Source organism: Treponema lecithinolyticum ATCC 700332 (assembly GCA_000468055.1).
Classification (GTDB): domain Bacteria; phylum Spirochaetota; class Spirochaetia; order Treponematales; family Treponemataceae; genus Treponema_C; species Treponema_C lecithinolyticum.
Genome location: KI260564.1, coordinates 119,927 through 145,988, shown reverse-complemented (window position 1 = coordinate 145,988; position 26,062 = coordinate 119,927). Strand labels below are relative to the sequence as shown.

The window sequence follows — 26,062 nt, the reverse complement described above, 5'->3', positions numbered from 1 at the left end:
AAGACCTACCAAATTGAACTTTGTCCGAATTTCCGCGCAATTTTATTTACCGTTAATAATAACACACAGTTAATTACAGAATTAAAAAGTCCGACTGCAGTTGAAAATCCGTATTCTCCCGAAAGAAGACCGACTTTGTACACATAGGTCGGTATAATTTCCGAAACACCTGCATTAAGCGGATTTTGCATTAAAAAAGCTTTTTCAAATCCGATACCCATAATAGAACCGGCACTTAAAATAAACGTAATAACAATGGTCGGAGCTATCGAAGGCAAATCTATACAGATAATGCGCTGCAGTTTTGTTGCACCGTCGATAAGTGCGGCTTCGTAGAGCACCGGATCAACACTCGAAAGAGCTGCTATATAAATAATTGCACTCCATCCCATGTTTTGCCAAATGCCTGACCATACGTAGATATGCCGCCAATATTTTACGGCGCCCATAAATAAAACGGAGTCTTTACCCAGCAGTTTAAGGAATTGATTTACAAAACCTGTTTCCGCAAATACGATATTGATAATGCCGACCAGTACTACTGTAGAAATAAAGTAAGGCGCATAGGTAACCGTTTGCACCGTTTTTTTAAATCTTAAGTTTTGTACTTGGTTTAACCCCAGCGCCAATAAAACCGGCAGCGGAAAACCGACAAACAAACCGTATAAGCTTAGGTATAAAGTATTGCTGATGATTTGGCTAAAAAAAGGAGAGCGAAAAAAACGGTTAAAATGCCGCATGCCGACCCACGGGCTGCCGATGATACCGAAAAGCGGGTTATATTCCTTAAAAGCTAATATAACGCCATACATAGGAGCGTAAGAGAACAGCAGCAAACTCGCAAGAGCCGGCAGCAGCAAAATATACAATTGCCATGTTTTTTGGACTTTATTACGCATCCGAAGTTCCTTAGTAAACTATATTTAACTAAAATATAACGTTAATTAACGTTATGATATGTTATCATATCATACATTTATAACGTTTGCAAGCAAAATTTACAACGGATTGTAATTAAGAGCGGACTTATTTGCTAATATATTTTCTACACTATTTTTACCGAGCCGAGTGCGAGGTTCTTTTTGGTTTCAGCATCGAATATGATGATATTGTCTCCGACAATGTCGAAACGTATGGGCTTATCGATTTCGTAGTCAATAGAACCGAATACAACGGCAGATAAAATATTACCTTTTAAATTGATTTTAACAATCGTTTCCATGCCGGACGGAAGCGTTGAATAGGCAAGACCTTCGATAGCACCGCTATCCGTAATCGGCAAGAATTCGGGACGGATGCCGAGTATAACGTTTTCGTTTGCGATGTGTACGGCATCTTTTGAGCTGAATTCGGCAGTAATTCCGAAAAATTCCATAGCAAAGGTGCATTCCGTTTTGCGGGTTAATTTTGCCGGTATAAAATTCATCGTGGGGTTTCCGATAAAATCCGCTACAAATTGATTTGCCGGTTTATTGTATACAACAAGCGGCGGGTCGTATTGCTGTAAATCGCCTTTTTCGATTAAACAAATACGTGTTGCAAGCGTCATAGCTTCCAATTGATCGTGTGTAACGTATACAAAAGTTGAGTTGGTAGTTGAATGCAGCCGCTTTAATTCGGTGCGCATTTCGCTTCTCAGTTTTGCATCAAGGTTCGATAAGGGTTCGTCCATAAACAATACTTTCGGCTTTGGTGCAAGGGTGCGTGCAATGGCAACGCGCTGCTGCTGACCTCCGGATAATTCGGCAGGGTAGCGATCTTTAAATTCTTCGATTTTGAGCGTTTGCAAAACTTCATGCACCCGCTGTTCAATTTGTTTTTTTTGCCACTTGAGGTTTTCAAGACCGAAAGCAATATTTTTATACACAGTCATGTGCGGCCATAGCGCATAGTTTTGAAATAAAAAGCCTATATCACGTTTGTCCGGAGAAACATTTATTCCTTTTTCCGAATCAAAAACAACCGTATCGCCGATTGTGATGGTACCTTCGGTCGGTGTTTCAAGACCGGCAATCATACGCAGCGTTGTCGTTTTTCCGCAACCGGAAGGTCCAAGCAGGGTAATGAATTCCCTATCTTCAATAACCATATCTAAATGATTTACGGCAACAAAATTGCCCCATCGTTTGGAAACATTGTGCAGTTCAATTTTCGGCATATCAACCTCCGATTACCCGTTTCTCATAAGTATACAGATTTTATCGGTTGCTTTCAATGGACTTTAATACTTTTTGATCCTCTTTTAGGGGGTGCCCGTGCGGTCGTTGACTACAATGTTTAATTCGGGGTACAATGTAAAAATTACAGAGGTTTGTGTGTTTCTAAAAAGTCTTGAAATATTCGGTTTTAAATCCTTTGCCGATCGTACACGTATTGAATTTGCCGACGGAATTACCGCTCTTTTGGGGCCGAACGGCTGCGGTAAAAGTAATGTCGTCGATGCGGTAAAATGGGCATTGGGAGAACAGGCGGCAAAGACAATGCGCGCCGAAAAAATGGAAGACGTTATTTTTAACGGAACCGAAACCCGCAAACCCGTGCACCTTGCAGAAGTTACTCTTACGCTTTCCAACGATGCAGGACTCTTGCCTATCGATACCAGCGAAATTACCATAAAACGCCGTTTATACCGTTCCGGCGAGGGCGAATATTGGATAAATAACGAGCAGTGTAAATTGCGCGATTTGCGTGAATTGTTTTGGGATACCGGTGTGGGAAAAGCTGCATATTCGGTAATGGAGCAGGGTAAAATAGACCAAATTTTGTCCAGTAAACCAGAGGACAGACGCTATTTATTTGAAGAGGCGGCAGGGATTACCCGTTTTAAAGTAAAGCGCGCCGAAGCGGAACGGAAACTTGAGCGCACCGAAGACAATATGCGTCAAGTAGAAAGTGTCTTAAACGAAGTTAAACGCTCCTACGATTCGTTAAAAATCCAAGCCGATAAAACAATAACATACCGTACGTTAAAAGACGATATATTCAATGCAGAACTCGACATTCAGCTTTTGCGTTTAAAAGGCTTTATTCAAGACCGGCATAACCGCGAAGCCGATATAAAAAAAGCCAGAGAAAACCGCGAGCGCGTGCAAGCTAAAATGGATGCGGTAAATACCGAACTGTCCGAGCACATGGATGAAGTCAACGCTATGGAAAGCAGTTTGGTTGAAATACAGCAAAAAATATACGGTCTTGCCATAGAAGAGCGCTCTAAAAAAGAACAATCTCATTTGCTCGAACAAAGCAAAAGCGAAGCAAAAGAAAAAGTGCACCAGTTGGAGCTTAAAAAGAAAACGCTCGAAGAAAAAATCGATATGCTTAGCGAAGATACCGACGAGCAGGAAAGTTCCTTACATAATTTAAATAAACGTTTGCAAGAAATTGCCCAAAACATCGCTTCCTTTGAAGAAAGTATAAGCGTAGCCGGCAGCCGCATTACGGAAAACGATAGGCAAGCTGCCGAGTTGGAAAAAGAAATCGGAGTTTTGGCACAAAAACGCGATGAGCTGCAAAAACAACTGGAAGCGATAACTGAAAATATCGTTACCCAGCTTGATATAAAATTAAAAGAAGCGGGCTATTCGGTGCATTCGGCGCAAAATGCAAAAAACAATGTGGATAAATTGCTTGCACGCTTAAAAGTCCTTGCTGACGGAAAACATAAATTATTTTCCGATTTTGCCGCAGCGGCAGGCTCGGCTGCAAAAACGGATACCATCCGCTTTGCGCAAAGTGCTGTAGGTGCATTTGCCGAAGCTGCAAAATTACTGACTGAATTGGAAAAAGCTGTAAAAGAGTACGCTTCGCTTACGCCGAACTTTATTGAAGAATTTTTGTCGCCCGAAGGTATTATTACAAAAAAACGTTCGATAGACGCACTTATTCAAAAAAATACGGCGGAAACCGACGAACGGCGTGAAAAAATTGCTTCGCTTAAATCGCAAAATTCCGACCTTGCTTTAAAAATGGAAGAATACCGCGTAACGCTTGAAAATTTGCGTATAAATCAAGCACAAATGAAAACGCAAATACAATCTACCGAAGACCAACTGCGTCTTTTGCGCCGTGAGCTTGCAGGTCAAGAAGCGCTTTTGCACGATTTGGAAAACGATTTATTTGCCGAAACAAAGCGTGCCGAAGACATAGAAGCTCAAATTCTTTCTTTGGATGAAGAAATTGCGGATATTCAAAAAGAAGGTGTGCAGCTTACTCAAAAGCTCGAACAGCTTGAAAAAAACATCGATATGCGCAACAGCGATGTTGCCGGAAAAAAAGAAACACTCAAATCGCTGACTGCCGACATAGGTAAGTTTCAACAGCAACTTGAAAAAGCGAATCTTGATTTGGCAACTGCCGAAACGGAAATCCGCAGTATTCAAGATAACTTCCGTGATACTCACTCGCGCGATTTAATGGAATTTGAACAGCGTATGCTTACGATAACTGCACCGGCAGCCGAAATCCGCGAAAAACTGAGTTCGCTGCGTCAAGCTTTGCGAGATTTGGGCAGCGTAAACCTTATGGCGCCTGAAGAATTTGCTGAAACAAAAGAACGTTTTGATTTTTTAAGCGCGCAAATCGCCGACTTGCAAAAAGCAAAAGAGGACTTAAAACGTATTACCGAAGAAATTCGCGCAGAGTCGACCGAATTGTTTTTAGCGACCTATAATAAAATAAAAAAGAATTTTCACAATATGTTCCGCCGTCTTTTCGGCGGGGGCAGGGCGGAACTCCGCTTAGTCGATCCGCAAAACGTGTTATCGTCGGGTATCGATATTTTTGCCCAGCCGCCGGGAAAAAAATTGGAAAACATAGCATTGCTGTCCGGCGGTGAAAAAACAATGACGGCGGTTTCGCTTTTGTTTGCAACTTATATGGTGCGTCCTTCTCCTTTTTGTCTTTTGGACGAAATCGATGCGGCGCTCGACGAAGCAAACGTTATCCGCTTTGTGCAGACGCTGCGTGAATTTGCCGGTGTAAGTCAATACATTGTTATTACCCACAACAAAAAAACGGTTGCCGGTGCAAGTACGCTGCTGGGCGTTACGATGGAAGAGTCGGGCGTCAGTAAGCTTATTACGATAAAATTGGAAAGCGACGGCGAGGGAAATATCCGTTTACCCGATCCGGAGCCTTTTGAAGAAGAAGATGTGGAACCGGAAAAAGACGTGTACATTCCGCCGCGCCCGCCGAAGCGCAAAAAACTTCAGCAAGGCGAACAAGCGAATGAGCCTCAAGAACAAACTGTAGCAGCGGCGGAACCGCAAAATCGGGAACAAACGGACTAATGAAAAAACATTCGGTTTTTGTATGTGCTGCAGTTTTGATTTTTGCTTTTTCGGCGCTTGCCGGGTGTACCGGATGTACCCGAAAAACCGCGGCACAGCCTGCACAGTATTCGCTCGACGGAGAACCGCTTTTACCGCAAGAAGGCGGTTATGCCGACACGTACGTATATGCAAACCCTTTGAGTTCATCTTGGACAAAAGAAGAATGCGAGATGTGGTTTACAGCGCCTGAAGGCAGCTTGCTTGACCAATTAAAAGATTCAAATGATATGATGGTGCATAAAATATTGGAGAATGCCCCATGAAAAAAACAATATCCGTGTTTTTGTACACCGCAGCTGTAGTTTTGGTTGTTTGCGGTGTATCTTGTAAAAGTGCGCAAAACGCACAACAAAAATCACCGGTTGAATCGATGCCGAGCGAACCGAGCGTGCAGGAAGCCGAACAAACGCCGATGAATACCGCAGCGGCACATGAAAGTACCGCGCCGAACACAATGACGGGTGCAGCGTCCGATACTCTTGCAGAGCCTTTACACACGGCTGAAGCAAACACTGCTTCTATGAATGAACCTATAACCGAGCAAAATATTGCAGAACAACAAAATAGCGGCGGTACTGCAGATGTTAAAACTGCAGATGCCGAACCGTCGGTTGAATTGGTGCCGCATGCACAGCCTGCCGAAAGCACTTCCGCTTCTCCAGCGCAACAAACAGACAATACTGCCGTGCAGCCTTCTGCAGTACAGCAGGCAAATACACCGGCTGCGCGCAATAGACAAAGTACCGGGACGGGTAGCGCTCCGTCAGCGCGCACTGCGCAAACGGGTGCGGCGTCCGGCAGTCACAATGTACCAACCAAGCCTGATGCTCGGCAGCAAGCTAATCAATCGGTGCCAAACAACCGGCAAAACAGTGCCGCGGCGACCGCTCCGAAATCCGCTAGACAAAACGCGGCAACTTCTCCGGCTCAAAGTTCGTCACGGTCGTCTCCGGCTGCGGGTGCGCCGGCAGAGCGCCGCAGCGCGCAAGCGGGTGCGCCTCAAACAAACCGCTCGGCATCTTCAAGGACAGCAAACGGTGCAGGCAGTGCAGGCGGAACAGGGACAAAAAGCGGCGCAGGCAGTACCGCCGCCGCAAAAGCTGCAGCAAATGCATCTTCTCAACTTGCTCAACAGGATGCACAAAAAAGCACACAATCCGAATCGGCGGACGGTAAAGCGGACGAAAGCGAACCGGTAAGTGAGCAAAACGAACCGGTTATTATTCCTTCACGTTCGGTTAGCGCAAAAATAAATCAATTTATCGATATCGTATATCCGGGAAAAGGATGGATATACTTAGGCGAAGTTAAAGCCGTAAAGCCTCCCGTTATTAGCTTTTCGAAGCGTGTACGGGATAACGAAAATACGCTGTTTTCGCTGCAAGCAAAACGCGCAGGAACAACGCTGTTACATTTTTACAAACAAGATCCGCTTGCTGCCTCGTATTTGGACGATTATGTTGAAGTAAACGTGCTTAACGAAAGGGGCACTGCGCGCGACCATATCCGTTTAGAAGCTCATCCGCTACCCGACGCCACGTCCGTACAACCGTCGGAAAATAATGAAAATGCAAACGGACAAAGCGCTCAAGCGGGCTCAAGCGGGCAAAACGGTACGCCAAGCGCTGCAAACACTACAAGCGGTGCTGAGGCAATAGCAGGCGGCAACGGCACTACAAGCGGTATAAACGGCAGCGCAGCAAGTGCCGGTACCGGTAAGGGCAGTCAAAACAAAAATGCCGGAGAAACTGAAACTGCAATTGAAGCGGTTTTGAATGCCGATGCTTTGTTCGAAAAAGCGCAAACCGCTTACAACGAAAAACGCTATGCGGATGCATTGCAAGCTTTGGACGAATATTTTAAAATAGCCGAAAAAAACATAGACCGCGCTTTATTTTTGCAGGGAAAAATTTACGAATCGAATTCCGAATTTAAAAACATACGAAAAGCGCTTGCAGTGTACGAAAAGCTAAGCGCGGCGTTTCCCGAAAGCGATTTGTGGGAAAGCGCGCGCAAGCGGGTAATTTACATAAAGCGTTTTTATTTGGATATACGCTAAACTTAGTCGACGTTTACGCCGTGCCGTTTTTTAGGGAATTTTTTAAGCATAGCAACGGCGTTGCGTTTTTTGTTGTATACAAAGCCGCCGTCCCAGTATTCCAAAGCGGCAAACAGCGCATTACCGCCGTCTTGGTCGTCGCTGTTTTTAGTTCTAAACGAAACAAAATCCGCAAGTTTTTCAAAATTCGAAGTATGTAAGTATTGCAAACGTTTACGGTTAAATTCATTCCATTTTTCAAGGTCTTTAAAGCCGCTGCCTTCATCTTCAACTACTAAATGTGCGTGGGTAGGGCTAAACGAATACCATACTTTTACTTTCTTTTTGATATTGCATTTATTTCCGTGTTTTACAGCATTTTTAATCACTTCGCTTATTTGCTGTTCAAGCAAGTTGATTTCTTTAATTTCCATTGGTGCGGACTGCACAATTAAAAGCGTAAAATAACGTATTTGCCTAAAATCGGACGGAAATTCTTTGTAAAGCATGTTTGTGCGGTCGAAAAGCACGTCGTTGTCGTCGCAGCGCAATTCCTTTATTTTAATCGGTGTTGTAGCCATACCCATCTCCTTTATACATTATTAAAAGCTGCGAGAGCTTCTTCTACGGTATTTGAAATAGGAAAGTATCCCATTAATTTGGTTAATTCTATAACTTTTTTTACCGAGCCGTGAATGTTCGATATTGAAAGTTTTAAATTCATTTTTTTAATGGTTGAACAAATAAAAATCAATGCGCCTATACCGGACGAATCGATATAATCAACTTGTTCAAGGTTTATAATAAAATTGCGCACTTTTTTTTCAATCATTTTTACTACGAGTTCTTTTAATTTATATGAGTTATACAAGTCCATTTCGCCGTTTACATCGATAATATAATTATCAGCGCTTTTTCGTATTTTTAGTTCCATATTGCAGGCTCCTTAATTTATTGCACCTTTAAAATAACCAGACTTTGATCATCGTATAGAGGTGTTTTACCGATAAAACGATTGATGTCGTTTTGTACGGTTTCCGTAATTCGCTTACTGTCAAGTGAAGCATTTGAGCCGATAAGCTCTTTAAGCCGTTCAAGCGAATATTGATTACCGCTGTCGTCTACGGCTTCTATAAGACCGTCCGTATAAAACACAACCAAATCATCTTTTTCAAGTTTTATGTTGTGGTCGGTATATTCGGTTTCTTTTTCAACTCCTAAGGGTTCAGATTCGATGGATACCTTTTTCCACGTTTTGGTTTTTGCCGTAAAATACAGCACGGGTATCGTTCCTGCGGCGGAAAACTGTATTGTTTTTTCTACGGAATCGTAATTTACGAGAACGGCGCTTGCGTAGTGGTCTATTGCACTTTCGGAAGCAATGCCTTTGTTCGCCCAACTTAAAATAGTTGCCGCCGTTTGCGATGTATTTACGATAACGTGTAAAATCGCCCGAATCATAATCATGATGGTAAGCGATGTTACCGATTTTCCCGTCACATCGGCAAGAATAAACGATATACGGTTTTTGCGCAAGGGGATAATATCAAAATAATCGCTGCATACCCCTGCGGACGCTTTAAACATATTGCCTACGGAAAGCGAAGGTAAAACGGGTATTTTATTTAAATACAATTCTTTTTGCACTTTACCCGTAATTGCTGTTTCGTGCGTTAATTCGGTGCGTTCGTTTATTTCTTGGAAAATGTACATATTTTTTACGGCAATGCTTGCAAAGTCGGAAAGAATTTTTGCGGTTTCCAAGTGTTCCATAGTAAACGCCCTTGAGTTTTTTTTGCGGGCAAGCGCGATAATGCCGACTATAGTGTCGCGTACTTTCATGGGAACAAAAATGTACGAGCTTGCTTGTAAAAAATCTTCCGGACCGTTTTGGAATATACGGCTGTCGTTTTGCGGCGAAGAAATCAATTCGCCTTTTCCTGATTTTATAATATCGCCGAAAATATTGTTTTCAAACGGAAATTCTACGTTTTTAAAATGCACCGCAACAACCGCTTGTTTGTGCGGTATATTTTCTGGAAGTTCATACGGCGGAGGAAATTCGCCGGCAACGGTTTTTACGGTTACTTTGTCTTCAAAGTCGTGTACAAGCAATACGGCGCTGCCGTCAGCTTCCGTTTTTTGCATAACAATATCGTTTAGCCGTTCTAAAAGATAAGCTATATTCGAATGTACGTAAATGGCATCCGAAGACAATTCCATTATATCCCGTCCGATAAGGGAAAGGGCGGTGTCTGCGTTTAATTCCGCATTGTTAACGGCTTTTGTATTGGAATTTTTCATCTTACGATGCTGTGCAAATGCCGAGGGCGTCCATATTTCTTTTAAAGCTTTATATAACAAAAGCGCACAGTGACAAACGAGCAGAATTCCCTGCGCAAACAACGTAGCGTTTAATGTAAAAGCGGCGTTGTGCTGCAGTGCAAAAAAACACCCTGCTGTAACCGCTGCTGCCGATAAAAATTGAAAAACACTTGTTTGAATATGTTTTATGCTTAATACAATAAGCAGTACAAACAACGCTGCATTGACAACAAGGGTCGCCCACAGGGAAATATGCGTTAAACTGTCGCTGACACCCATAAAAAAAACTCCTATCGCCTTGTTTATTTGCTTATATTATCATCGGCAGTTTTTAACGTCAAGTTTAAATCCGATACGCTTTAAAAGACGCTTAAAAAAGCCGTTTCCGTATATATTGGTAAATTCTTCCGCAGCAGCATCTAAACTGATTTCATCGCCGAATTTGTGTTTAAGTTCATCCCAATATTTTATCAAATATACGTACATATCCGATATGGTGCGTTTGCGGAATTTACGCATAATGTGCTGTTTTTTTAATACGTTTACTACCGGCAAATACACGGTATTATACCATGATAAAATCGCTTCGCTCATACTGATTTCTTCGGTTTTATCTTGATTTATATAGTATTTATGTATTTGTATGTGATTGTATATAACATCGTATTCGCCGACGGCGGAAAAATCCAAATCCCAACAATCGGTTATATCGCCGAAAGCCGTTTCGGCATAAAACACGCGTTTTTCGTAGTTCAGCACACGCTTAAATATTTGCCGCCGCGTCATCCCCACGTGTAGTTTTATTTCGCTTTGCAAACTGGTTACTTCGGCATCTATGCATTCTACGCCTTGCGCGCGTGCAACCGATACGCGGTGATTCCCGTCGCGCACAAAGTATAAACCGCCTATTTCGTATAGTTGAATCGGCGGTAAAATGACGTCACGCAAATGAGCATCGTCTATGCGCCGCCAGCGGTTTTTTAGGTGCATATTGCGCGGAAAAAAATGGTTGTCAAAATCTTTGTACCGTCCTTCGCTGCCGGCAATAAGGTTAACCGGCACAACTTGCATACCCAAGTATACTTCGTTTTTGGGTTTAAGCCAGTTTTTTATATCGGTAAACGACAACAGTTCCGTTTCTTTTGGATTTAAAAAGTGCTGCAAGTCGTTAAACAAAGCTTTATTGCGGGCTTTGTTAAAATCATTTTCGGTTTGCAGCGAGCTTTCCGTAAGGGTCATACTTTTTCTCCGGTTTCAATTATGTAATGGCTGTATGCGTTGACAATTGTGGTCGATTTCCACTGCGTTACGCGTTCTTCTTGTAAATCGTACAAATGAATGTGACCGTGCACCATGTATGCAGGTTTGAATTTTTTTAAAAACCAACGGTAACAAGCAAAGCCTTTATGACACAAATCCTGTTTGTCGTGAATGCCTAAAGGAGTTGCATGGGTTAAAAATATATCGACGTAACGTCCGTAGCGGATTTTATTGTACAAAAGGCGGGGAACCATTTTTAAAAGCAAAAAAAACATTTCGCGGTCGCTGTATTGATTGCGCCCGTTGTTGTATTTAAACGAACCGGAAGCTCCTGCTATAAGCAATTTCCCTTCGCGCAGCACTTTAAATCCTGCGTATACGGCGCCGTGCGCATGGTCCAGTTCGTCGGTAACAAGCATGGAAGATGTGCTTGTGTCCGATTCTTTATGATAAAATTGGAATTCTTCCAAATTATGGTTGCCGAATATAAAATAGGTGGGTTTGTTCAGCGTGGATACGATGTAGTCTACGTATTCCATCGCAAGGTCTCCTGCGCATAGCACCAAATCGATGTCGCTAAAGTATTGTTTTGCGCCGGATGAATATACAAGCGGATCGATTTGATCGGAAACGCACAGGATTTTCATAAATTTAAGCGTCCGCCTTGTTTAAAAGCTGCTGCAGTTTGTCTTTACCTATCAATTCCAGCGGGCGGGTTTCGGCAAAGGTTAGCGCAGTTCTGGTAAAGCCGGAACTGCTGAACACAATGCCTTTTACATAGTTTTGTTTTTTTATTTCGTCGATAAGCGTGCGCAGTTCCGCTTCTTCAAGCAATTCCTGTTCGCGGTAAAACAGCAATAAAAACAACTGTTGACGCACGTTGCGCCAACTTTCGCTTTTGGTATCTACGGCTATTATTTTACAGCCGGCTTTAGTAATGCTTACATCTTTGGGAGAATAGTTTAGCGCTTTTTGTGCGATGTTTTTGCATAGTTCGCCGAATTGTTCTCCCGAAGCGGTTAAATATTCTTTCATGCTGTCGTTGCCTTGTAAATCGCGGTATTCAATTAACTTAGCTCCGACATCTCTAAAGTTTTTATTTTTTTCGTATATTTTTTCCCACTGAGCCAGTGCTAAATCGATTTTGCGCTGGTGTTCGTAGCATTGGGCTAAAAAATACCGCGCGTACAGCGTTTCTTTACTTGCATTGTTTTGTGCGGTTTTAACCGCCCGGTCGAATTCTTCCACCGCTTTTTCGATATTGTTTGCCGCAACAAAGCACGAGCCGCGTTCAATCAGCGCTCTTTGACGGAATTCGGGATCCCGCAATGCTTTTTCGAACGCACCGACAGCTCCGGCATAATCTTTAGATTCTTTAAGAATTTTTCCCAAGTAGTAATAAAAAGAAAACATTTCCGGGTTAAAAGACACGGCAAGATCTATTTCGCGTTTTGCCTCTGCAAACTGCTTTGCCCGGTACAAAAACATACCCAATGCCGCGTGAGCTTTTGCGTGACGTTTGTTTAATTTTATAGCTTGTTGGTAAAAACCGAGCGCTTGGTCGGTTTTGTTTTTCTTTTCAAATATGGAGCCGGCTTCATAAAAGTTGTCGGCATTGTTCGGTTCCAGCTTGGTAAGCAGCAAGTATTCTTTAAGCGCATCGTCGTATTGATTGAATTTTGCATACAGTTTCGAACTGAGTTTTCTGAATTCAACTTCGGGTATGTTCATCGTATCGAATACGGCGTTTTGATTGACGACTTTAAATTCCATTAGTGCCAATTCGGCTTTGTTATCGGCAAGGTATGCTTTGCCCAAATAATAATGGGTTTGATAGTCGCGGCTGTCTTTTGCTATAATTGCCTTTGCGATTTTAATGGCTGCATTTGTTTTTCCCTGTTTTAAAAGTTTTTGGATGCTGCTTTTTTTTTGGGGGACGACAAGTAAACGTATGACAAAAAAGGCGAGAAAGATTGCTCCTACAGCGAAAACAGAAATAAGAATGATCTGAAAAGTAGCCATCAAGCCCTCCGATACTGTTATTGAAAAAGTATCATTAGTTATGGTAAAATAATACAGCTTATACAGGGAAGTACAGCCGTATGAATAAAGCATATCGCAATTACACTATAGCAGTTTTATATGGTGTTTGTATACTACTGCTGCCGACGTTTTTTTCGCTTTTATATGGTCAAAGTACTGCGCAAACAGCCGGACAAACAAGCGGCAGTTCGTACGAGCAAGGCGCGTTTTTTTTTCGCGTTAATAAACCCGAACAAGCCATTCCTTTACTGGAGCGCTCGGTAAGCGACGGAAGCGCCGCGCCGCCGGTGTATAATTATTTGGGTAGTGCATATTTGCAAACGGGCAATGTTAAAAAAGCGCTTGAAGTTTTTTTAACAGGCGCAAGTACAAGCGGTACTGATAAGCGCAGTTTGTATTACAATGCGGGTAATGCCGCTTTTTTACTTGCCGATTATGCAAAAGCCGAAGAATATTTTTCTTTATCGCTTGCTGCGGATGCATCGTGGGCACCGCCGTTTTTAAACCGCGGCAATACCAATGTCCGCTTAGGAAACTACAGTAACGCCGTTCGGGATTACGAGCGCTATCTTGCGCTTGATGCCGATTCGGCACAAGCAAGCGAAGTGCGGCGCATGATAAGCGCATTAAACGATCAGCTTGTTTTTTTGGAACAGGAAAAACTGCGTAAAGCCGAAGAAGCCGAACGCATAAAACTGGAAGAAGAACGGTTAAATGCCGAAAAAGCGCGCCGTGCAGAAGAAGATGCGCGGCGTGCCGAACAGCTGGCGGCTGAAGAAGCTGAACGCCGCCGTAAAATTTTGGAAGAAGTATCCGCTTCGTTGCAAGCGGGCTCATCGACTAACGTGTCGGCAGGAACAGAGGGAGTTTTGGATTATGAGTACGAAGAAGCTGAACTTGAATAAAGAAGAGTGGAATAAAAAATGGGAAAAAGAAAACCCAAAATATACATGGAATAAACCGGATTTAAACGCAGATGACTCAAGCAATCCGAAAGAAACAAAAAAAACTTCGGTAAAAAAAACGCCGTCCGTTCCGCGTACGTACGCGGAACGCCGAACGGCAAGCAGTTCAAGCCGGGCAGGGGCGGCTGGCGCAAGTACTGCCGAAAAAAGCAGGACTTCTTCTTTTTCAGCTTCAGCAAACCGCGAAGGTCTTCCCTTATACGGTTCTTCCGGCACAAGCGGCATGCATACCGGCGCAGCGGATAGCCCCAAAACGGATGACGACAAACGCAAAAAAAATCTGTTTGTGTTTTTGACGACTGCAGGACTTATTGTGTTATTGTTTGCGGCGGCTTTTATAGTTGCTTTAGCCGTACGCGGCTGCAATACTACCCGCACGGCAGCGGCTTTAAGTGCTGCCGAAAGGCAAAACACGCTGATGTTGGCGCAGCGGTATATTGAACGCGGCGAATACGAGCGCGCGATGGATTTGTTGGACCAATTACTTATTCAAAACGCTCAAGATGCGCAAGTGCTTGCGCTCAGCGACGAAGTGCTTGCTTTAAAAGCTGCGCAAAAGCAAAAACAGGATGCCGACGCAAAGGCGAGCGCCGCGTTTGACGCCGATATGCTTAAGCAAACGGCAAAGCGCTTGGATGAAGAACGGGAGCGCGCCGCGCGCGAACAAGCTGCGCAGGAAACAAAAAAGCGTCAGGAAAACGCGCGCGCTGCAGCCGAAAAAGAAAAAAATGCGCAAGCGGCACGGCAGGCAAAAGAGCAAGCCGAAAAACAAGCGCAAGAGCGCGCAAAGGCACAAGCTGCAAAACAAGCAAAAGAACAAGCCGCTCAAGCTGCAGCGCGCGCCGCAGAGCAAAAACGCTTGCAAGAGCAAGCCGCCGCTGAAGAAGCTAAAAAAAAGGCACAGCAAGAAGAAATAGCCCGCCAAAACGCCGAACTAAAAAAAATAATTACGCGCATAAACGACGAAATTGCTTCGGGGAAAGCCGATTTGCAAGCGCTTAAATATGATCCTGCTTTAACACATTTTAAAAAAGCGGACGGTTTGCTTCCCTCAAATCAAAAAGATTTGTCCGGCTTAAAGCTTTCGGAAATCGCCGCTGCTTTGTCGACTGCTTCGCAAGCTGAAAAAGACAAACCGAAACAAACTTTGCTTACCAAAGAAGCGGTTAACTATGCGCAAAAAGCGGTCGGTTTTGCGCCGGACAACGCAGTACCGCACTACGTGCTCGGTAAAGCCGCCGCCGATGCGAAAGAGTACCCGAAAGCTTTAACCGAATTGACTATAGCCGCACAAAAAGACGCAACGAATGCACAGTATTTGTATGAACTGGGAAAAGTGCAGTATACGCTTAAAAAATACAGCGAAGCGCGCTCTTCGTTTGAATCGGCGGCAAAAGCGGATCAGCATTTGTATCAAGCGTGGTTTAACGCCGCTCTTGCGTACAATCGTTTGGGACGTATCGACGATGCTGTTGCCGCTTTACGGAAAGCGGTTGCCGTAAATCCGCAATACGATACGGCGTGGCTGCAATTGGCGCGGCTTCAAGTGCAAAAAAACGACAATACGGGAGCCGCTGCTTCATACCGCAAAGTGCTCGATATAGATTCGACCAATTTAAACGCTTTGCGCGAATTGGGCTCGGTGTACGGCAGTCAAAAAAATTATGCCGAAGCGGAAAAATATTTCGGCCGTGCGCTTTCTTATGCAGACGACGATCCTTTAACAAACTACAATTTGTCTACAACGCTGTATGAGCAGGGCAAAACGCAAAGCGCACTGACCTACGCGGCAAAAGCCGCTGCCGCAGACGGTAAAAATGCGGTGTACCAGTACAACTACGGTCTTATTAACGAAAAACTGGGAAAATTTAAAGAAGCCGTCGCGGCGTATGCGGCTGCGCTTAAAATCGATCCTTCTCATATAAAAGCCAATATCAATTTGGGAAAACTGTATTTGGATAACGGAGATTTTGAAAGCGCTTTGGTGTATTTAACTAAAGCCGTTTCTTTGGACAAAAAAAGCTTTGAAGCGGTAAACAACCTTGCCGGCGCCTACCTTGCAAAAAAAGATTATACCAATGCCGTTACTCATTTTTTAACGGCGCTTAAATTGGATCCGAAAAACGAAACGGCAAAGATGAATTTGGCAAGTGCATACGCTTCTTCAAAGCAATATGATAAAGCAAAAAACGTATACACAGAAGTATTGCAACGCAATCAAAACAATTTGGATGCTTATGTAGAACTTGCCAAAGTGTGTATCGCGCTGCAAGATAATGTAAATGCCGAAAAATATTTGATTGCTGTACAAGCAAAAAACGCATCGTTTCGCAAAGCGGAAGTTGCAGAATTGCTTAAGTCGGTAAAATAGCTTTTATTCCGTTCTGCGCACAGCGCTGAACAACTGTTCTTTTGAAATCACTGTCCATATCGGTCTTCCGTGAGGGCAGTGCGGATCCGGCAATGCGAATATGTTTTCGAGCAATTCTGTCGCGCTTTGCCGGTCGAGTATATGCCCGTCTTTTACGGCAGCGCGGCAAGAACTGGTTGCCGCAAGAGAGCGGATAATTTCGTTCGGAGCAAAACGTTTGTCCAATAAATCGCTTTGTAAATCGCGCTCGTTTCCTTGCCATTTTACGGGAACCGAAAAAACTTCCCAGCGCCCGTCTCCGCAGTTTTTGAGCAAAAAGCCGGCTTTTTCCAATTCGGGAAGCAGGGTTTCAAGGTAGCGGTCGTCTTCAACGCTCGGCGTTTCTATAACGAAGGGTACTAAAAGCATTTGTTTTTGACCGGCGCTTTCCAAAAAACGGTTAAATAAAATACGCTCGTGCCCTGCGTGTTGGTCTACCAAGTACAGCTCGTTGTTTTTTTCAGCAATTAAAAATACTCCCAAAGCTGTGCCCAAATAAGTAAACGCTCCATTTGCTTTTGCACTTTTTTCGTAGCGTAGGTGAGCTTCACCTGTTTCGCCGTAGTCGGAGATTTTTTCGCTGCCGGTAAAGCTTGTGCTCGCATAGCGAGGGTATGTGTATGGTGCGGACGGCACTTCCGGTTTGTCTGTTCTGCAGGCAATGTTTGTATCGGTACCGGTTACTTCCGGCGTGCTTGGCGCAAATGCCGATACCGCCGGTGACATAAAAATCTTTGCCTGTGTTGCTTCTAAGATACTCTCGTGCGCTTTTGCTTGCTCTTCGTGATGATCATCAAAGTGCAGCTGAAAATCATCAGTGCCTTTTTCCGTATGCACAAGCGAGCGGACGGTAAGGTCACGGTAAAAATTACGCACCGCCGCACTTAACGCACGGTGTATGGGAGCGATATCTTTAAAACGCACTTCTTTTTTTGCAGGGTGTATATTAAAGTCGGCAAGTGCGGGATCTATATCCAAAAACAAGCATGCGGCAGGGTGGGTGCCGTTGGGAAAATATCCTTGTGCACCGTAATCCATCGCTTGAAGCAGCGCATATTCTTGTACGCGTCTGCCGTTTACAAAAACGTACATCAATTTACGGTCGCTGCGGTGTATGCCGGTTTCGCCGAGTACTACGGTAAAGCGCCACTCGCTTTTTTCGCTATTTTCCGTACCGATGTCAGGCGATTTTGAGTGCACTTCATAAAAAAGAGAAGCTTGTTGCGCCATATCGAGCGCGGTGCAAAAGCGCTGCGCCAAACTTTGTCCTGCGCTTAAATCCATGCGTATTTTTCCGTCCGAAATAAAACGGAATGCTCTTTGCGGAAACGGCATAGCTTTTTCAATAAAAATCTGGCGGCACAGTGCAGCTTCTGCTTGAGCGCGTTTTAAAAAACGGCGCCGTGCGGGAAAGTTTTCAAACAATCCTTTACATGCAGCTATGGTGCCGTCTGCTACGGCAGCCGGGTTCAGCGTTTGCGTGCCGTCTGGCGAAGTTTCAAGGCTCCACGCGCAGCCGTTTCTTCCCGTGCTTATTTGCAAACGGCTGACCGCAGCAACCGAACAAAGCGCTTCGCCGCGGAAGCCGAGTGTGCTCAGCGTTGCCAAATCGGTATCGCTGACTATTTTGCTGGTAGCGTGCGGTTTTGCACATTCAAGCAAGTCTTCTTTAGTCATACCGCAGCCATTATCGCTGACGCGTATTAACGCTGTTCCGCCTTCTTCTATTTCCGCCGTAATGCGGTCGGCTCCCGCGTCTACGGCATTGTCCAAAAATTCTCGCAATACTGCAGCCGGACGGTCTATAACTTCGCCTGCGGCAATTTTACGCGCAACTTCCGGAGCGAGAGTTTTTACTGGACGCATGTGGGGCACAGGGGAAACACTCATGGCGTTCTCCGTTATTCGGCGTTTACCGCACTAAATAAATCGAGTTCCGGTTTTTCTTCGGGCAAAGACGGACGGTTTACCAATTGCTGAATTTTGCCTTCGATTTTATCCAGCTCTTTTTCCATGCCTTTAGCTATGGTTATGCCTTCTTCGAACATTTTGAGGGCATCTTCAAGTTTTATATCGCTTTTTTTTATTTCATTGCTCAATTGTTCCAAACGTTCGAGCCTTTGTTCAAAGTTTTTCATCCGATTCTCCCGTAAAACGCTGTGTATTGTCCGTATGTATTACTTGCGCCGAAATCGTTCCTGTAAAAGGAATTATATGCAGCACAGCGCCTGCACTCACATCTTGCGCCGAACGGATAAGCTTTCCGTTTGTACCGTCACGTACTACCGAATAGCCGCGCTCCAAAATAGAGAGCGGGTTTGCACTTTCCAAAGATTGGCGGGCAAAAACGATTCGGCTGCGCATATCTGAAAGTTTATTTGTAAAAGAAAACAGCAGCTCTTCTTTTGCGTCGTCAAAGCGCTGCAAAAGCGGCTGCTCTACGGTACGCACGCGCAATTCCAGATTTTCCGTAGAAAACGATTTTACCAAAAGGCGCATATTTTGTATACGGTTTTGTATGTTTTGAGTAAACTCCCGTACACGAAACGTAAGCGTTTCGACAATGTCGTCAAGCAGGGGAACCGCAAGTTCTGCGGCGGCGGACGGCGTGCTTGCGCGCACATCGGCTGCAAAATCGCTTAACGCCCAGTCTATTTCGTGCCCCACTGCAGAAATAACCGGTATAGCCGAAGCTGCAACGGCGCGCACGACAATTTCTTCGGAAAACGGCAGCAAGTCTTCCAATGAGCCGCCGCCGCGTCCGACTATCAAAATATCGGCAAGCGAAAACATATTTGCCCGCTTAATTTGCGCAGCTATTTGTTCAGCCGCTTCTGCTCCCTGAACCGCGCAGGGCAGTACGGTAACCGATACTTTAGGATTGCGCCGGCTCGTAATTTGCAAAATGTCGCGCAGCGCCGCTCCGGTCGGACTGGTAACAACTCCTATGCGTTCGGGGAAAAAGGGCAGCTGCCTTTTTTTTTCGCTGTCAAACAAACCCTCTGCGGCAAGGCGGCGCTTAAGCTGTTCAAGCATTTTTAATATGTCACCGCAGCCGGCTTCTTCCATTTCGTCTACTACAAGTTGGTAAGTGCCGCGCAAAGCATACACCGAAAGTGAACCTGTTGCTTTTACTTTCATGCCGTCGACCGGAACAAAAGAAAGGTTTTTACATTTACCTTTGAACATAACCGCAGAAAGGGCTGCTTTTTCGTCTTTAAGCGTAAAATATGCGTGTCCCGTGCTGGACGGGCGGTAGTTTGAAATTTCACCTTCGACAGTTAAAGAGGGAAAAGAAGTTTCCACCAATTCTTTGAGGATATCGGTTATTTGGCTTACGCTGAAAACACAATCATTCGGTGCACAGTTTTCAAACGCTGTCGGTATATTCATAGTTTTATTATAATTAATGTGCACCGGCTGTACAATCTCTTTAAGGACGCTTTCGGCGCGTTTTCTGTACATACTTGAACTGCTTGTCTTTTTTTTTCAAACTATTTATATTTTACGTTATACAATTGCAATGCGGAGGATTTTGTGACGGTAAAAGAAGTAACGGAAAAAACATTTGAACAAGATGTGCTTAATGCCAATAAGCCGGTATTAATTGACTTTTATGCACCCTGGTGCGGAGATTGCAAACGGATTGGTCCCGTTTTGGAGTTTATCGCTGCAGAATATGCCGATCGTTTTACCGTTGTAAAAATCGATGCCGAACGTGAAACATCTTTAAAACAAAAATACGACATTCAAGCCTATCCTACTTTATGTGTAATACAAAACGGTAAACCGGGAAAGTACATTGTAGAACCGTCTTCTAAAGACGAAATAGTCCGCTTTTTGCAAACGGAGGGGGTATTATGATATACGATACCGTTATTATCGGCGGCGGTCCTGCAGGCTATACTGCGGCGCTGTACTGCGTGCGTGCCGGAAGATCTGTTATGGTTTTGGAAAAACTGTCTGCAGGCGGACAAATGGCTGCAACGGGCATCATAGACAATTATCCGGGCTTTGAGCAAGGCATAGACGGTTTTGAACTCGGTCAAAAAATGAAAGCATGCGCCGACCGCTTCGGCACAAAAACTGAATTAACCGAAGTAACCGATGTTGATTTTTCCGGCAGTATAAAAAAAGTTACTTGTTCTGCAGGAGTTATAGAAGCAAAAACGGTTGTTATAGCTACCGGAGCTTCCGCACGTACGCTGGGTTTAAGTGAAGAAAGCTCATTAAAAGGCAAAGGACTTGCGTATTGCGCCGTGTGTGACGGTATGTTTTATAAAGATAAAACGGTAGCCGTTATCGGCGGCGGAAACTCTGCAGCGGCGGACGCTTTATATTTAAGCAAAATATGCAAAAAAGTATACTTAGTGCACCGTAGAGATTCTTTGCGCGCTTCCGCCGTATATATGGAACCGCTTACAAAAACGGCTAATTTGGAATTTGTGTGGAATGCCGCCGTTAAAAATATCATACACGATAAAACGGTTACCGGTATTACAGTAGAACGCACGGACACGCATAAACTAAGCGAAATTGCATGCGACGGTGTGTTTGTTGCCGTAGGAAGAATACCGAACACCGATATCTTTAAAGGTAAACTGCCGCTGGACGAAAAAGGCTATATTATTGCAAACGAGTCTACCAAAACCGCGATAGACGGAGTGTTTGCCGCAGGAGACGTCCGCACTAAAACACTGCGTCAAATCGTTACCGCTTGTGCCGACGGCGCTTGCGCATCCGCTGCCATAGAAGAATACCTTCGCTGAACAATTGCACCGGCAGTATGTAAACCGGCGGCGACACTTTTCCAGCGCTTTTAATTTAGACGCTTTTTCGGCGCCGGTTGCACATTGTGCGTAAAATCGCTACAATAACAGCACAAAAAGAGGTGGCGTTATGAAAGGTATTGAGCTTGAAAAAGCCTACAATCCCAAAGATTTTGAAGACCGGTTGTACGAAAAATGGGAAAAAGAAGGCTGTTTTAAACCGCTCAACAGCGCCGAAGCCAAGGCAAAAAACACACAGCCTTTTACTATCGTTATACCGCCGCCGAACGTTACCGGCATACTGCACATGGGGCATGCGCTCAACAATACCTTACAGGATATTATCGTACGCTATCAGCGTATGAACGGTAAAAACGTTTTATGGCTTCCCGGAACCGATCATGCAGGTATTGCCACTCAAAATGTAGTTGAGCGCCGCTTAAAAAAAGAAGGTGTACGCCGGCAAGATTTAGGCAGGGACGCTTTTATTGAGCGTACATGGCAAGTAAAAAACGAGCACCACGCCATTATTACCAAACAATTAAAAAAATTAGGCGCTTCGGTCGATTGGAGCCGCGAGCGCTTTACGATGGACGAAGGGCTTTCAAAAGCCGTGCGCCACGTATTTGTCAGTTTATATGAACGCGGTTTAATTTACCGCGGTCACTACTTAATAAACTGGTGCCCGTCTTGCGGCACCGCCCTTGCAGACGACGAAGTTGAACACGAAGAAAATCAAGGCGCAATGTACCATTTGTACTACGAGTTGGAAAGTCCGCTTGCAAACGGACTTTCGCGTATAGAAATTGCAACAACGCGTCCGGAAACTCTTTTAGGCGACAGCGCGGTTGCCGTTCATCCTGACGATGAGCGCTATGCAGATATTATCGGAAAGCGTGTAAAACTGCCGCTTACAAACCGCAGCATTCCCGTTATCGCGGACAGTTATGTAGACAAAGAATTCGGTACCGGTATTGTTAAAATTACCCCCGCGCACGATCCGAACGACTGGGAAGTAGGCAAACGGCACAACCTTGAAGTTATCAATATTTTAAATCCGGACGGCACGCTTAACGACAGCTGCCCGCAAAAATACCGCGGCATGAATTGTAAAGCAGCGCGAAAAGCGGTTATCGAAGATTTAAAACAGGCAGGACTTTTTAAAGATGAAAAGCCCATCAGCCATTCGGTGGGACACTGTTACCGCTGCCATACGGTAGTAGAACCATATGTAAGCGATCAATGGTTTGTAAAAATGCAGCCGCTTGCCAAAAAAGCGCTTGCAGCATGGAAAAACGGCGACATTGTGTTTTATCCTAAAAAATGGGAAAACACTTACGCACACTGGATGGAAAATATCCGCGACTGGTGTATAAGCCGCCAGCTGTGGTGGGGACACCGCATTCCCGTGTGGTATTGTCAAAACTGCGGAAAAACAATCGTATCCGAAACCGATCCTGCTGTGTGCCCCCAATGCGGTGCTGCAAATGAAAAACTGTGCCAAGACAACGACGTTTTGGATACATGGTTTTCAAGTTGGTTGTGGCCTTTTTCCACACTCGGCTGGAGCGAAAACGAAGCAAACGGCGGTACGGACGATTTTAAAACCTTTTATCCTACCAGCACTTTGGTTACCGCGTACGACATTATCTTTTTTTGGGTAAGCCGTATGATTATGGCAGCCCTTGAATTTACCGGCAAAGTTCCATTTAAAGATATTTACATCCACGGTTTGGTGCGCGATAAACAAGGACGTAAAATGAGTAAATCGCTGGGCAACGGTATCGATCCGCTCGAAATTATAGACTCTTACGGTTCCGACGCGCTTAAATTTACCCTCGCTTTTATGTGCGCTCAAGGGCAGGATGTATTGGTTGACAAAGAATCATTTAAAATGGGAAGCCGCTTTGCCAATAAAGTATGGAACGCAAGCCGCTATATTTTAGGCAATTTGGAAGGCAGAAGTTTTGTTGACGTTGCACAAAAAGATTTAAATGAACTTGACTGCTGGATTTACGATCGCTTAAATGCCGCCGTAAAACGCACAAGAGCTGCGCTTGAAGGCTACCGCTACAATGAAGCTGCACAAACGGTGTACGAATATTTTTGGAATGATTTTTGCGACTGGTATGTTGAAGGTACGAAACTGTCGTTCCGCAGCGAAAATGAAGCGGAAAAAGACCGCGCAGTTTCCGTACTTATACACGTGCTCGAAGAAAGTTTACGCTTGCTCCATCCTTTTTTACCCTTTGTTACCGAAGAAATTTATTCGTTTTTACCGATCGAGCAAAAAGACAAATCTCTTATCCGTGCACCCTATCCTGTGGAACGCGCCGAACGACAAAATAAAACCGTTGAACAGCGCTTTACCGTACTGCAAAACCTTATCCGCTCCGTTCGCGCTCTGCGCATTGAATGCGGTATTGCACCGGAACTTAAAATAAGCCTTGCGCTGCTTGTAACGGCGAATTCTCATGCAGAAGTGTGCCGCGAAAAAACCGATTTAATACGGCTTTTAGCAGGCGTAAAAAACATAGACTTTGTAAACGAAAAACCGCCGCTTTCCGTCGGAACGGTAGGGGACGGCTTTGAAGCGTTTATTTTAGTACAAGACGGTATAGACAAAGAACAGCTTAAAGCACGCTTTCAAAAAGCGCTCGATACCGAACAAGGTTTTATTGCCAAATCCGATGCAAAGCTGGGCGGAAAATTTGCACAAAATGCGCCGCCTGAAGTGGTTGAAGCGGAAAAAGAAAAACGGAACGCTTCGGTGCACCGTGCGGAAAAACTGAAACAATACATACAAAGTTTATAAAAAGTTCAAGGGACAAGCGGAGCAAGGAGCGGCAAAAACAAATGCAAACCGAAAAACCGGTACGAATGAATAATAAAGATATGCTTCAATTAAAAGGCATATACCTTGCTCCCTATATGCAGCTTGTAACCGCCCTTATCGGAAAATCGAGGTATGCAGGCGGCAATATGTTCCGCCATCAAATCGATACGATGGCAACCCTTATCGATTACGGGTACATCGACAGCGTGCTGTTAAAAGCATCGGTTATTCACGATTTGGTGGAAGACATACCCGATTTTGACCGGAACCTTATTTTAAGTATAGATTCCGAATCCGAACAAGTATATGAACTGGTTATGGAAGTAACCAAAAAAGAAGGGCAGTCTAAAAGCGAGTATTTGCGCGGCATAATCGAACACGGAAGCGAAAAAGCAAAAATCCTAAAATGCGCCGACCGCATAAGCAACATGATTAGCTTGGGGTTTGTTACCAATCCGGCTTTTATTGAACGCTATTGCGACGAAACAGAATTCTTTATTTTTCCCATAGCACTTGCCGTCGACTACAATATGTATCAAGAATTGATTTCCCTTGTAATTACCCGGCGCCGCTATCTTGAAGAATGCGGATATTTGAATAAAAACACTGCGAAGAAGTAGTATGAGTAAAACATGCACGATTAAGCAGCTTTTAGCTTACCTCGCTTAAGCGTACTTATAAACTGCGCGCCAGGCGGATCCCTAAGTAATTGGCGCGGCGGTACGGATAGTACCAGTCGTTTCGGGAAACTGCACAATCACATGCTTTGTTGCGAAAAGCACCTCCGCGATCAACCCGTGCAGGCTCTTCAACCGTAGTAGGACGCGGACCTCCGTGAGGGTCTTCTTCTATTGTTGTTCCGTCTATATTCAAAGCAGCTGCCCAATCGAAACACCACTCACAAACATTTCCCGACATATCGTAAAGCCCCAGGCTGTTCGGTTTTTTTGTACCGACGGCATAAGTTTTTTGCCCGCTGTTGTCCGCATACCAGCCGTAGAGATCGAGGTTTGCATCAGCTGTTTTGCTCTGAAAACCTGCCGGATTAAGGGGTGTACACTGCGTGCCGGCAAATGCGTACTTCCATACGGCAGTCTTTGCATTAGCGCCACGCGCGGCAAATTCCCATTCAGCTTCGGTCGGAAGACGAAAGCCCTTGCTGCCGGGATTAAAAACGACTTTATCCCACTGTGCGCGCTCTTCCTTTGACGTATGCTCATCGGGAATTGCATCGTATTGAATGTCTTCCCAGTCAATGTTTTTGCCTTCAATAACGTAGTAGGGCTGCAACTTTAATTTTAAGCTTAATTTATTGCAAAAAACAATCGCATCGTACCAGTTTACCGTTTCTACCGGACGCAGCCTTTGATGAGTACCGGTTTTAAAATTGCTAGGGTTATGTCCCATAATTTCATCATACAATTCCTGCGTCACTTCATACTGCGAAAGTTCAAAGGGGCTGAGCCGCACTTTTCTGTTTTTAAGGAATACGCCTTTTAAAAGAAACAGTCCCGATATGTAATTATCATCGCCGCCGGTGCAATAGGTAGCCCAGCTCGAATCGTCGTCTATAAAAATTTCGGCTTTTGTGCCTTTGGGGACAATCGCTTTAAAAGATGTTTTTTCAAAGGTTTTACCGTCAAAGCTTATATCGCCGGCATTTTGCGGTATTTGCTCTGTTATACCGTTTTTACAAGACGTTAAAATACTCGCTGTTGTCAGTATTAAAGCAAGTGCAATAAGGGTATAACTTTTTTTATATTTCATATTCTTCTCCAATTTGTTAGTGTTAACTATAAACTGAATAAAAAATGCTGTCAAGTAAGTTAGTTATAGAAAACTTTTTAAAAAAAAACGTGAAAACACTCTTGAATAAAATTTTAAAAATGATATACTGGTGATCACTTAGTTAGTATAAGATAACATATAAAAGTGTAAGGAGTTTTTAATGAAAAGTGATGTAACTAAAAGCACAAAAGTAGTTTTTGCTGCCGCAATTTGCATAGGGTTGCTTGCTTTTTTTGCAGGCTGTAGTAACGGCGTTACCCCTGATGCTGTTGCGGATAGCAACAGTGGCGGGGGGGGG

21 protein-coding genes are annotated in these 26,062 nt (G+C 44.3%); 9 read left to right on the top strand and 12 right to left on the bottom strand.

What is annotated here, in order from left to right:
• Positions 1-5: 5 nt before the first annotated feature.
• Together HMPREF9193_RS05270 and HMPREF9193_RS05265 are read right to left on the bottom strand one after the other, a co-directional pair.
• The gene (locus tag HMPREF9193_RS05270) at positions 6-812 is read right to left on the bottom strand and encodes an ABC transporter permease (RefSeq protein WP_245565495.1); all 807 of its coding nucleotides are present in this window, start codon (positions 810-812) and stop codon (positions 6-8) included.
• 233 nt (positions 813-1,045) lie between these two features.
• Entirely contained in the window at positions 1,046-2,158 is a 1,113-nt protein-coding gene (locus HMPREF9193_RS05265) for an ABC transporter ATP-binding protein (RefSeq protein ID WP_021687044.1), read from the bottom strand.
• Between the two features lie 157 nt (positions 2,159-2,315).
• Here HMPREF9193_RS05265 and HMPREF9193_RS05260 point away from each other — a divergent pair, with 157 nt between their 5' ends.
• The 3 genes from HMPREF9193_RS05260 to HMPREF9193_RS05250 are packed head-to-tail and all read left to right on the top strand — an operon-like array spanning position 2,316 to position 7,389.
• Positions 2,316-5,288, top strand: a complete 2,973-nt coding sequence (locus tag HMPREF9193_RS05260; protein ID WP_051306007.1) for a chromosome segregation SMC family protein — start codon at positions 2,316-2,318, stop codon at positions 5,286-5,288.
• Positions 5,288-5,593 carry a hypothetical protein gene (locus tag HMPREF9193_RS05255; RefSeq protein WP_021687042.1) on the top strand — a complete coding sequence of 102 codons (306 nt, stop codon included), beginning with the start codon at positions 5,288-5,290 and terminating at the stop codon, positions 5,591-5,593. The genes HMPREF9193_RS05260 and HMPREF9193_RS05255 overlap by 1 nt, the downstream gene beginning before the upstream one ends.
• The gene (locus HMPREF9193_RS05250) at positions 5,590-7,389 is read left to right on the top strand and encodes a DUF8523 domain-containing protein (RefSeq protein WP_021687041.1); all 1,800 of its coding nucleotides are present in this window, start codon (positions 5,590-5,592) and stop codon (positions 7,387-7,389) included. The genes HMPREF9193_RS05255 and HMPREF9193_RS05250 overlap by 4 nt, the downstream gene beginning before the upstream one ends.
• 2 nt (positions 7,390-7,391) lie before the next feature.
• Here HMPREF9193_RS05250 and HMPREF9193_RS05245 read toward each other — a convergent pair whose 3' ends face one another.
• The 6 genes from HMPREF9193_RS05245 to HMPREF9193_RS05220 are packed head-to-tail and all read right to left on the bottom strand — an operon-like array spanning position 7,392 to position 12,975.
• A complete protein-coding gene (locus HMPREF9193_RS05245; protein WP_040847621.1) occupies positions 7,392-7,949 on the bottom strand; it encodes an ATP-binding protein in 558 nt (185 codons plus the stop codon).
• Between the two features lie 11 nt (positions 7,950-7,960).
• Positions 7,961-8,302, bottom strand: a complete 342-nt coding sequence (locus HMPREF9193_RS05240) for an anti-sigma factor antagonist (RefSeq protein WP_021687039.1) — start codon at positions 8,300-8,302, stop codon at positions 7,961-7,963.
• A gap of 17 nt (positions 8,303-8,319) precedes the next feature.
• Entirely contained in the window at positions 8,320-9,972 is a 1,653-nt protein-coding gene (locus HMPREF9193_RS05235) for a GAF domain-containing SpoIIE family protein phosphatase (RefSeq protein ID WP_021687038.1), read from the bottom strand.
• Positions 9,973-10,011: 39 nt separating this feature from the next.
• Entirely contained in the window at positions 10,012-10,932 is a 921-nt protein-coding gene (locus HMPREF9193_RS05230) for a hypothetical protein (RefSeq protein ID WP_021687037.1), read from the bottom strand.
• Positions 10,929-11,600, bottom strand: a complete 672-nt coding sequence (locus HMPREF9193_RS05225) for a metallophosphoesterase (protein WP_021687036.1) — start codon at positions 11,598-11,600, stop codon at positions 10,929-10,931. The genes HMPREF9193_RS05230 and HMPREF9193_RS05225 overlap by 4 nt, the downstream gene beginning before the upstream one ends.
• Positions 11,601-11,604: 4 nt before the next feature.
• Positions 11,605-12,975, bottom strand: coding sequence for a tetratricopeptide repeat protein (locus HMPREF9193_RS05220; RefSeq protein WP_021687035.1), 1,371 nt, complete (start codon positions 12,973-12,975; stop codon positions 11,605-11,607).
• Between the two features lie 80 nt (positions 12,976-13,055).
• Between HMPREF9193_RS05220 and HMPREF9193_RS05215 the strand changes: the two genes are divergently transcribed.
• Positions 13,056-13,901 carry a tetratricopeptide repeat protein gene (locus HMPREF9193_RS05215; RefSeq protein WP_021687034.1) on the top strand — a complete coding sequence of 282 codons (846 nt, stop codon included), beginning with the start codon at positions 13,056-13,058 and terminating at the stop codon, positions 13,899-13,901.
• Positions 13,873-16,332: a tetratricopeptide repeat protein gene (locus tag HMPREF9193_RS10760; protein ID WP_021687033.1), complete on the top strand. Its 2,460-nt coding sequence runs from the start codon at positions 13,873-13,875 to the stop codon at positions 16,330-16,332. The genes HMPREF9193_RS05215 and HMPREF9193_RS10760 overlap by 29 nt, the downstream gene beginning before the upstream one ends.
• 3 nt (positions 16,333-16,335) lie before the next feature.
• Here HMPREF9193_RS10760 and mutL read toward each other — a convergent pair whose 3' ends face one another.
• Genes mutL through xseA form a run of 3 tightly spaced genes read right to left on the bottom strand, consistent with a single transcriptional unit; the run spans position 16,336 to position 19,764 of the window.
• Positions 16,336-18,261, bottom strand: coding sequence for a DNA mismatch repair endonuclease MutL (gene mutL / locus HMPREF9193_RS05205; protein ID WP_084604367.1), 1,926 nt, complete (start codon positions 18,259-18,261; stop codon positions 16,336-16,338).
• An 11-nt stretch (positions 18,262-18,272) separates the two neighbouring features.
• Entirely contained in the window at positions 18,273-18,509 is a 237-nt protein-coding gene (gene xseB, locus HMPREF9193_RS05200; RefSeq protein WP_021687031.1) for an exodeoxyribonuclease VII small subunit, read from the bottom strand.
• Positions 18,496-19,764: an exodeoxyribonuclease VII large subunit gene (gene xseA / locus HMPREF9193_RS05195; protein WP_051306019.1), complete on the bottom strand. Its 1,269-nt coding sequence runs from the start codon at positions 19,762-19,764 to the stop codon at positions 18,496-18,498. The genes xseB and xseA overlap by 14 nt, the downstream gene beginning before the upstream one ends.
• A gap of 144 nt (positions 19,765-19,908) precedes the next feature.
• On the opposite strand from xseA, the gene HMPREF9193_RS05190 reads away from it, so the two are divergent.
• From HMPREF9193_RS05190 to HMPREF9193_RS05175, 4 genes are all read left to right on the top strand, one after another.
• A complete protein-coding gene (locus HMPREF9193_RS05190) occupies positions 19,909-20,235 on the top strand; it encodes a thioredoxin family protein (protein WP_021687029.1) in 327 nt (108 codons plus the stop codon).
• Complete coding sequence (trxB, locus tag HMPREF9193_RS05185; protein ID WP_021687028.1) at positions 20,232-21,140, top strand: thioredoxin-disulfide reductase; 909 nt, start codon at positions 20,232-20,234, stop codon at positions 21,138-21,140. The genes HMPREF9193_RS05190 and trxB overlap by 4 nt, the downstream gene beginning before the upstream one ends.
• Before the next feature lie 130 nt (positions 21,141-21,270).
• The gene (locus HMPREF9193_RS05180) at positions 21,271-23,955 is read left to right on the top strand and encodes a valine--tRNA ligase (protein WP_021687027.1); all 2,685 of its coding nucleotides are present in this window, start codon (positions 21,271-21,273) and stop codon (positions 23,953-23,955) included.
• Between the two features lie 41 nt (positions 23,956-23,996).
• The gene (locus HMPREF9193_RS05175) at positions 23,997-24,596 is read left to right on the top strand and encodes a hypothetical protein (protein ID WP_021687026.1); all 600 of its coding nucleotides are present in this window, start codon (positions 23,997-23,999) and stop codon (positions 24,594-24,596) included.
• A gap of 55 nt (positions 24,597-24,651) precedes the next feature.
• Here the strand turns inward: HMPREF9193_RS05175 and HMPREF9193_RS05170 are convergent, their stop codons facing one another.
• Entirely contained in the window at positions 24,652-25,743 is a 1,092-nt protein-coding gene (locus HMPREF9193_RS05170) for a formylglycine-generating enzyme family protein (RefSeq protein WP_051306005.1), read from the bottom strand.
• Positions 25,744-26,062: the final 319 nt, after the last annotated feature.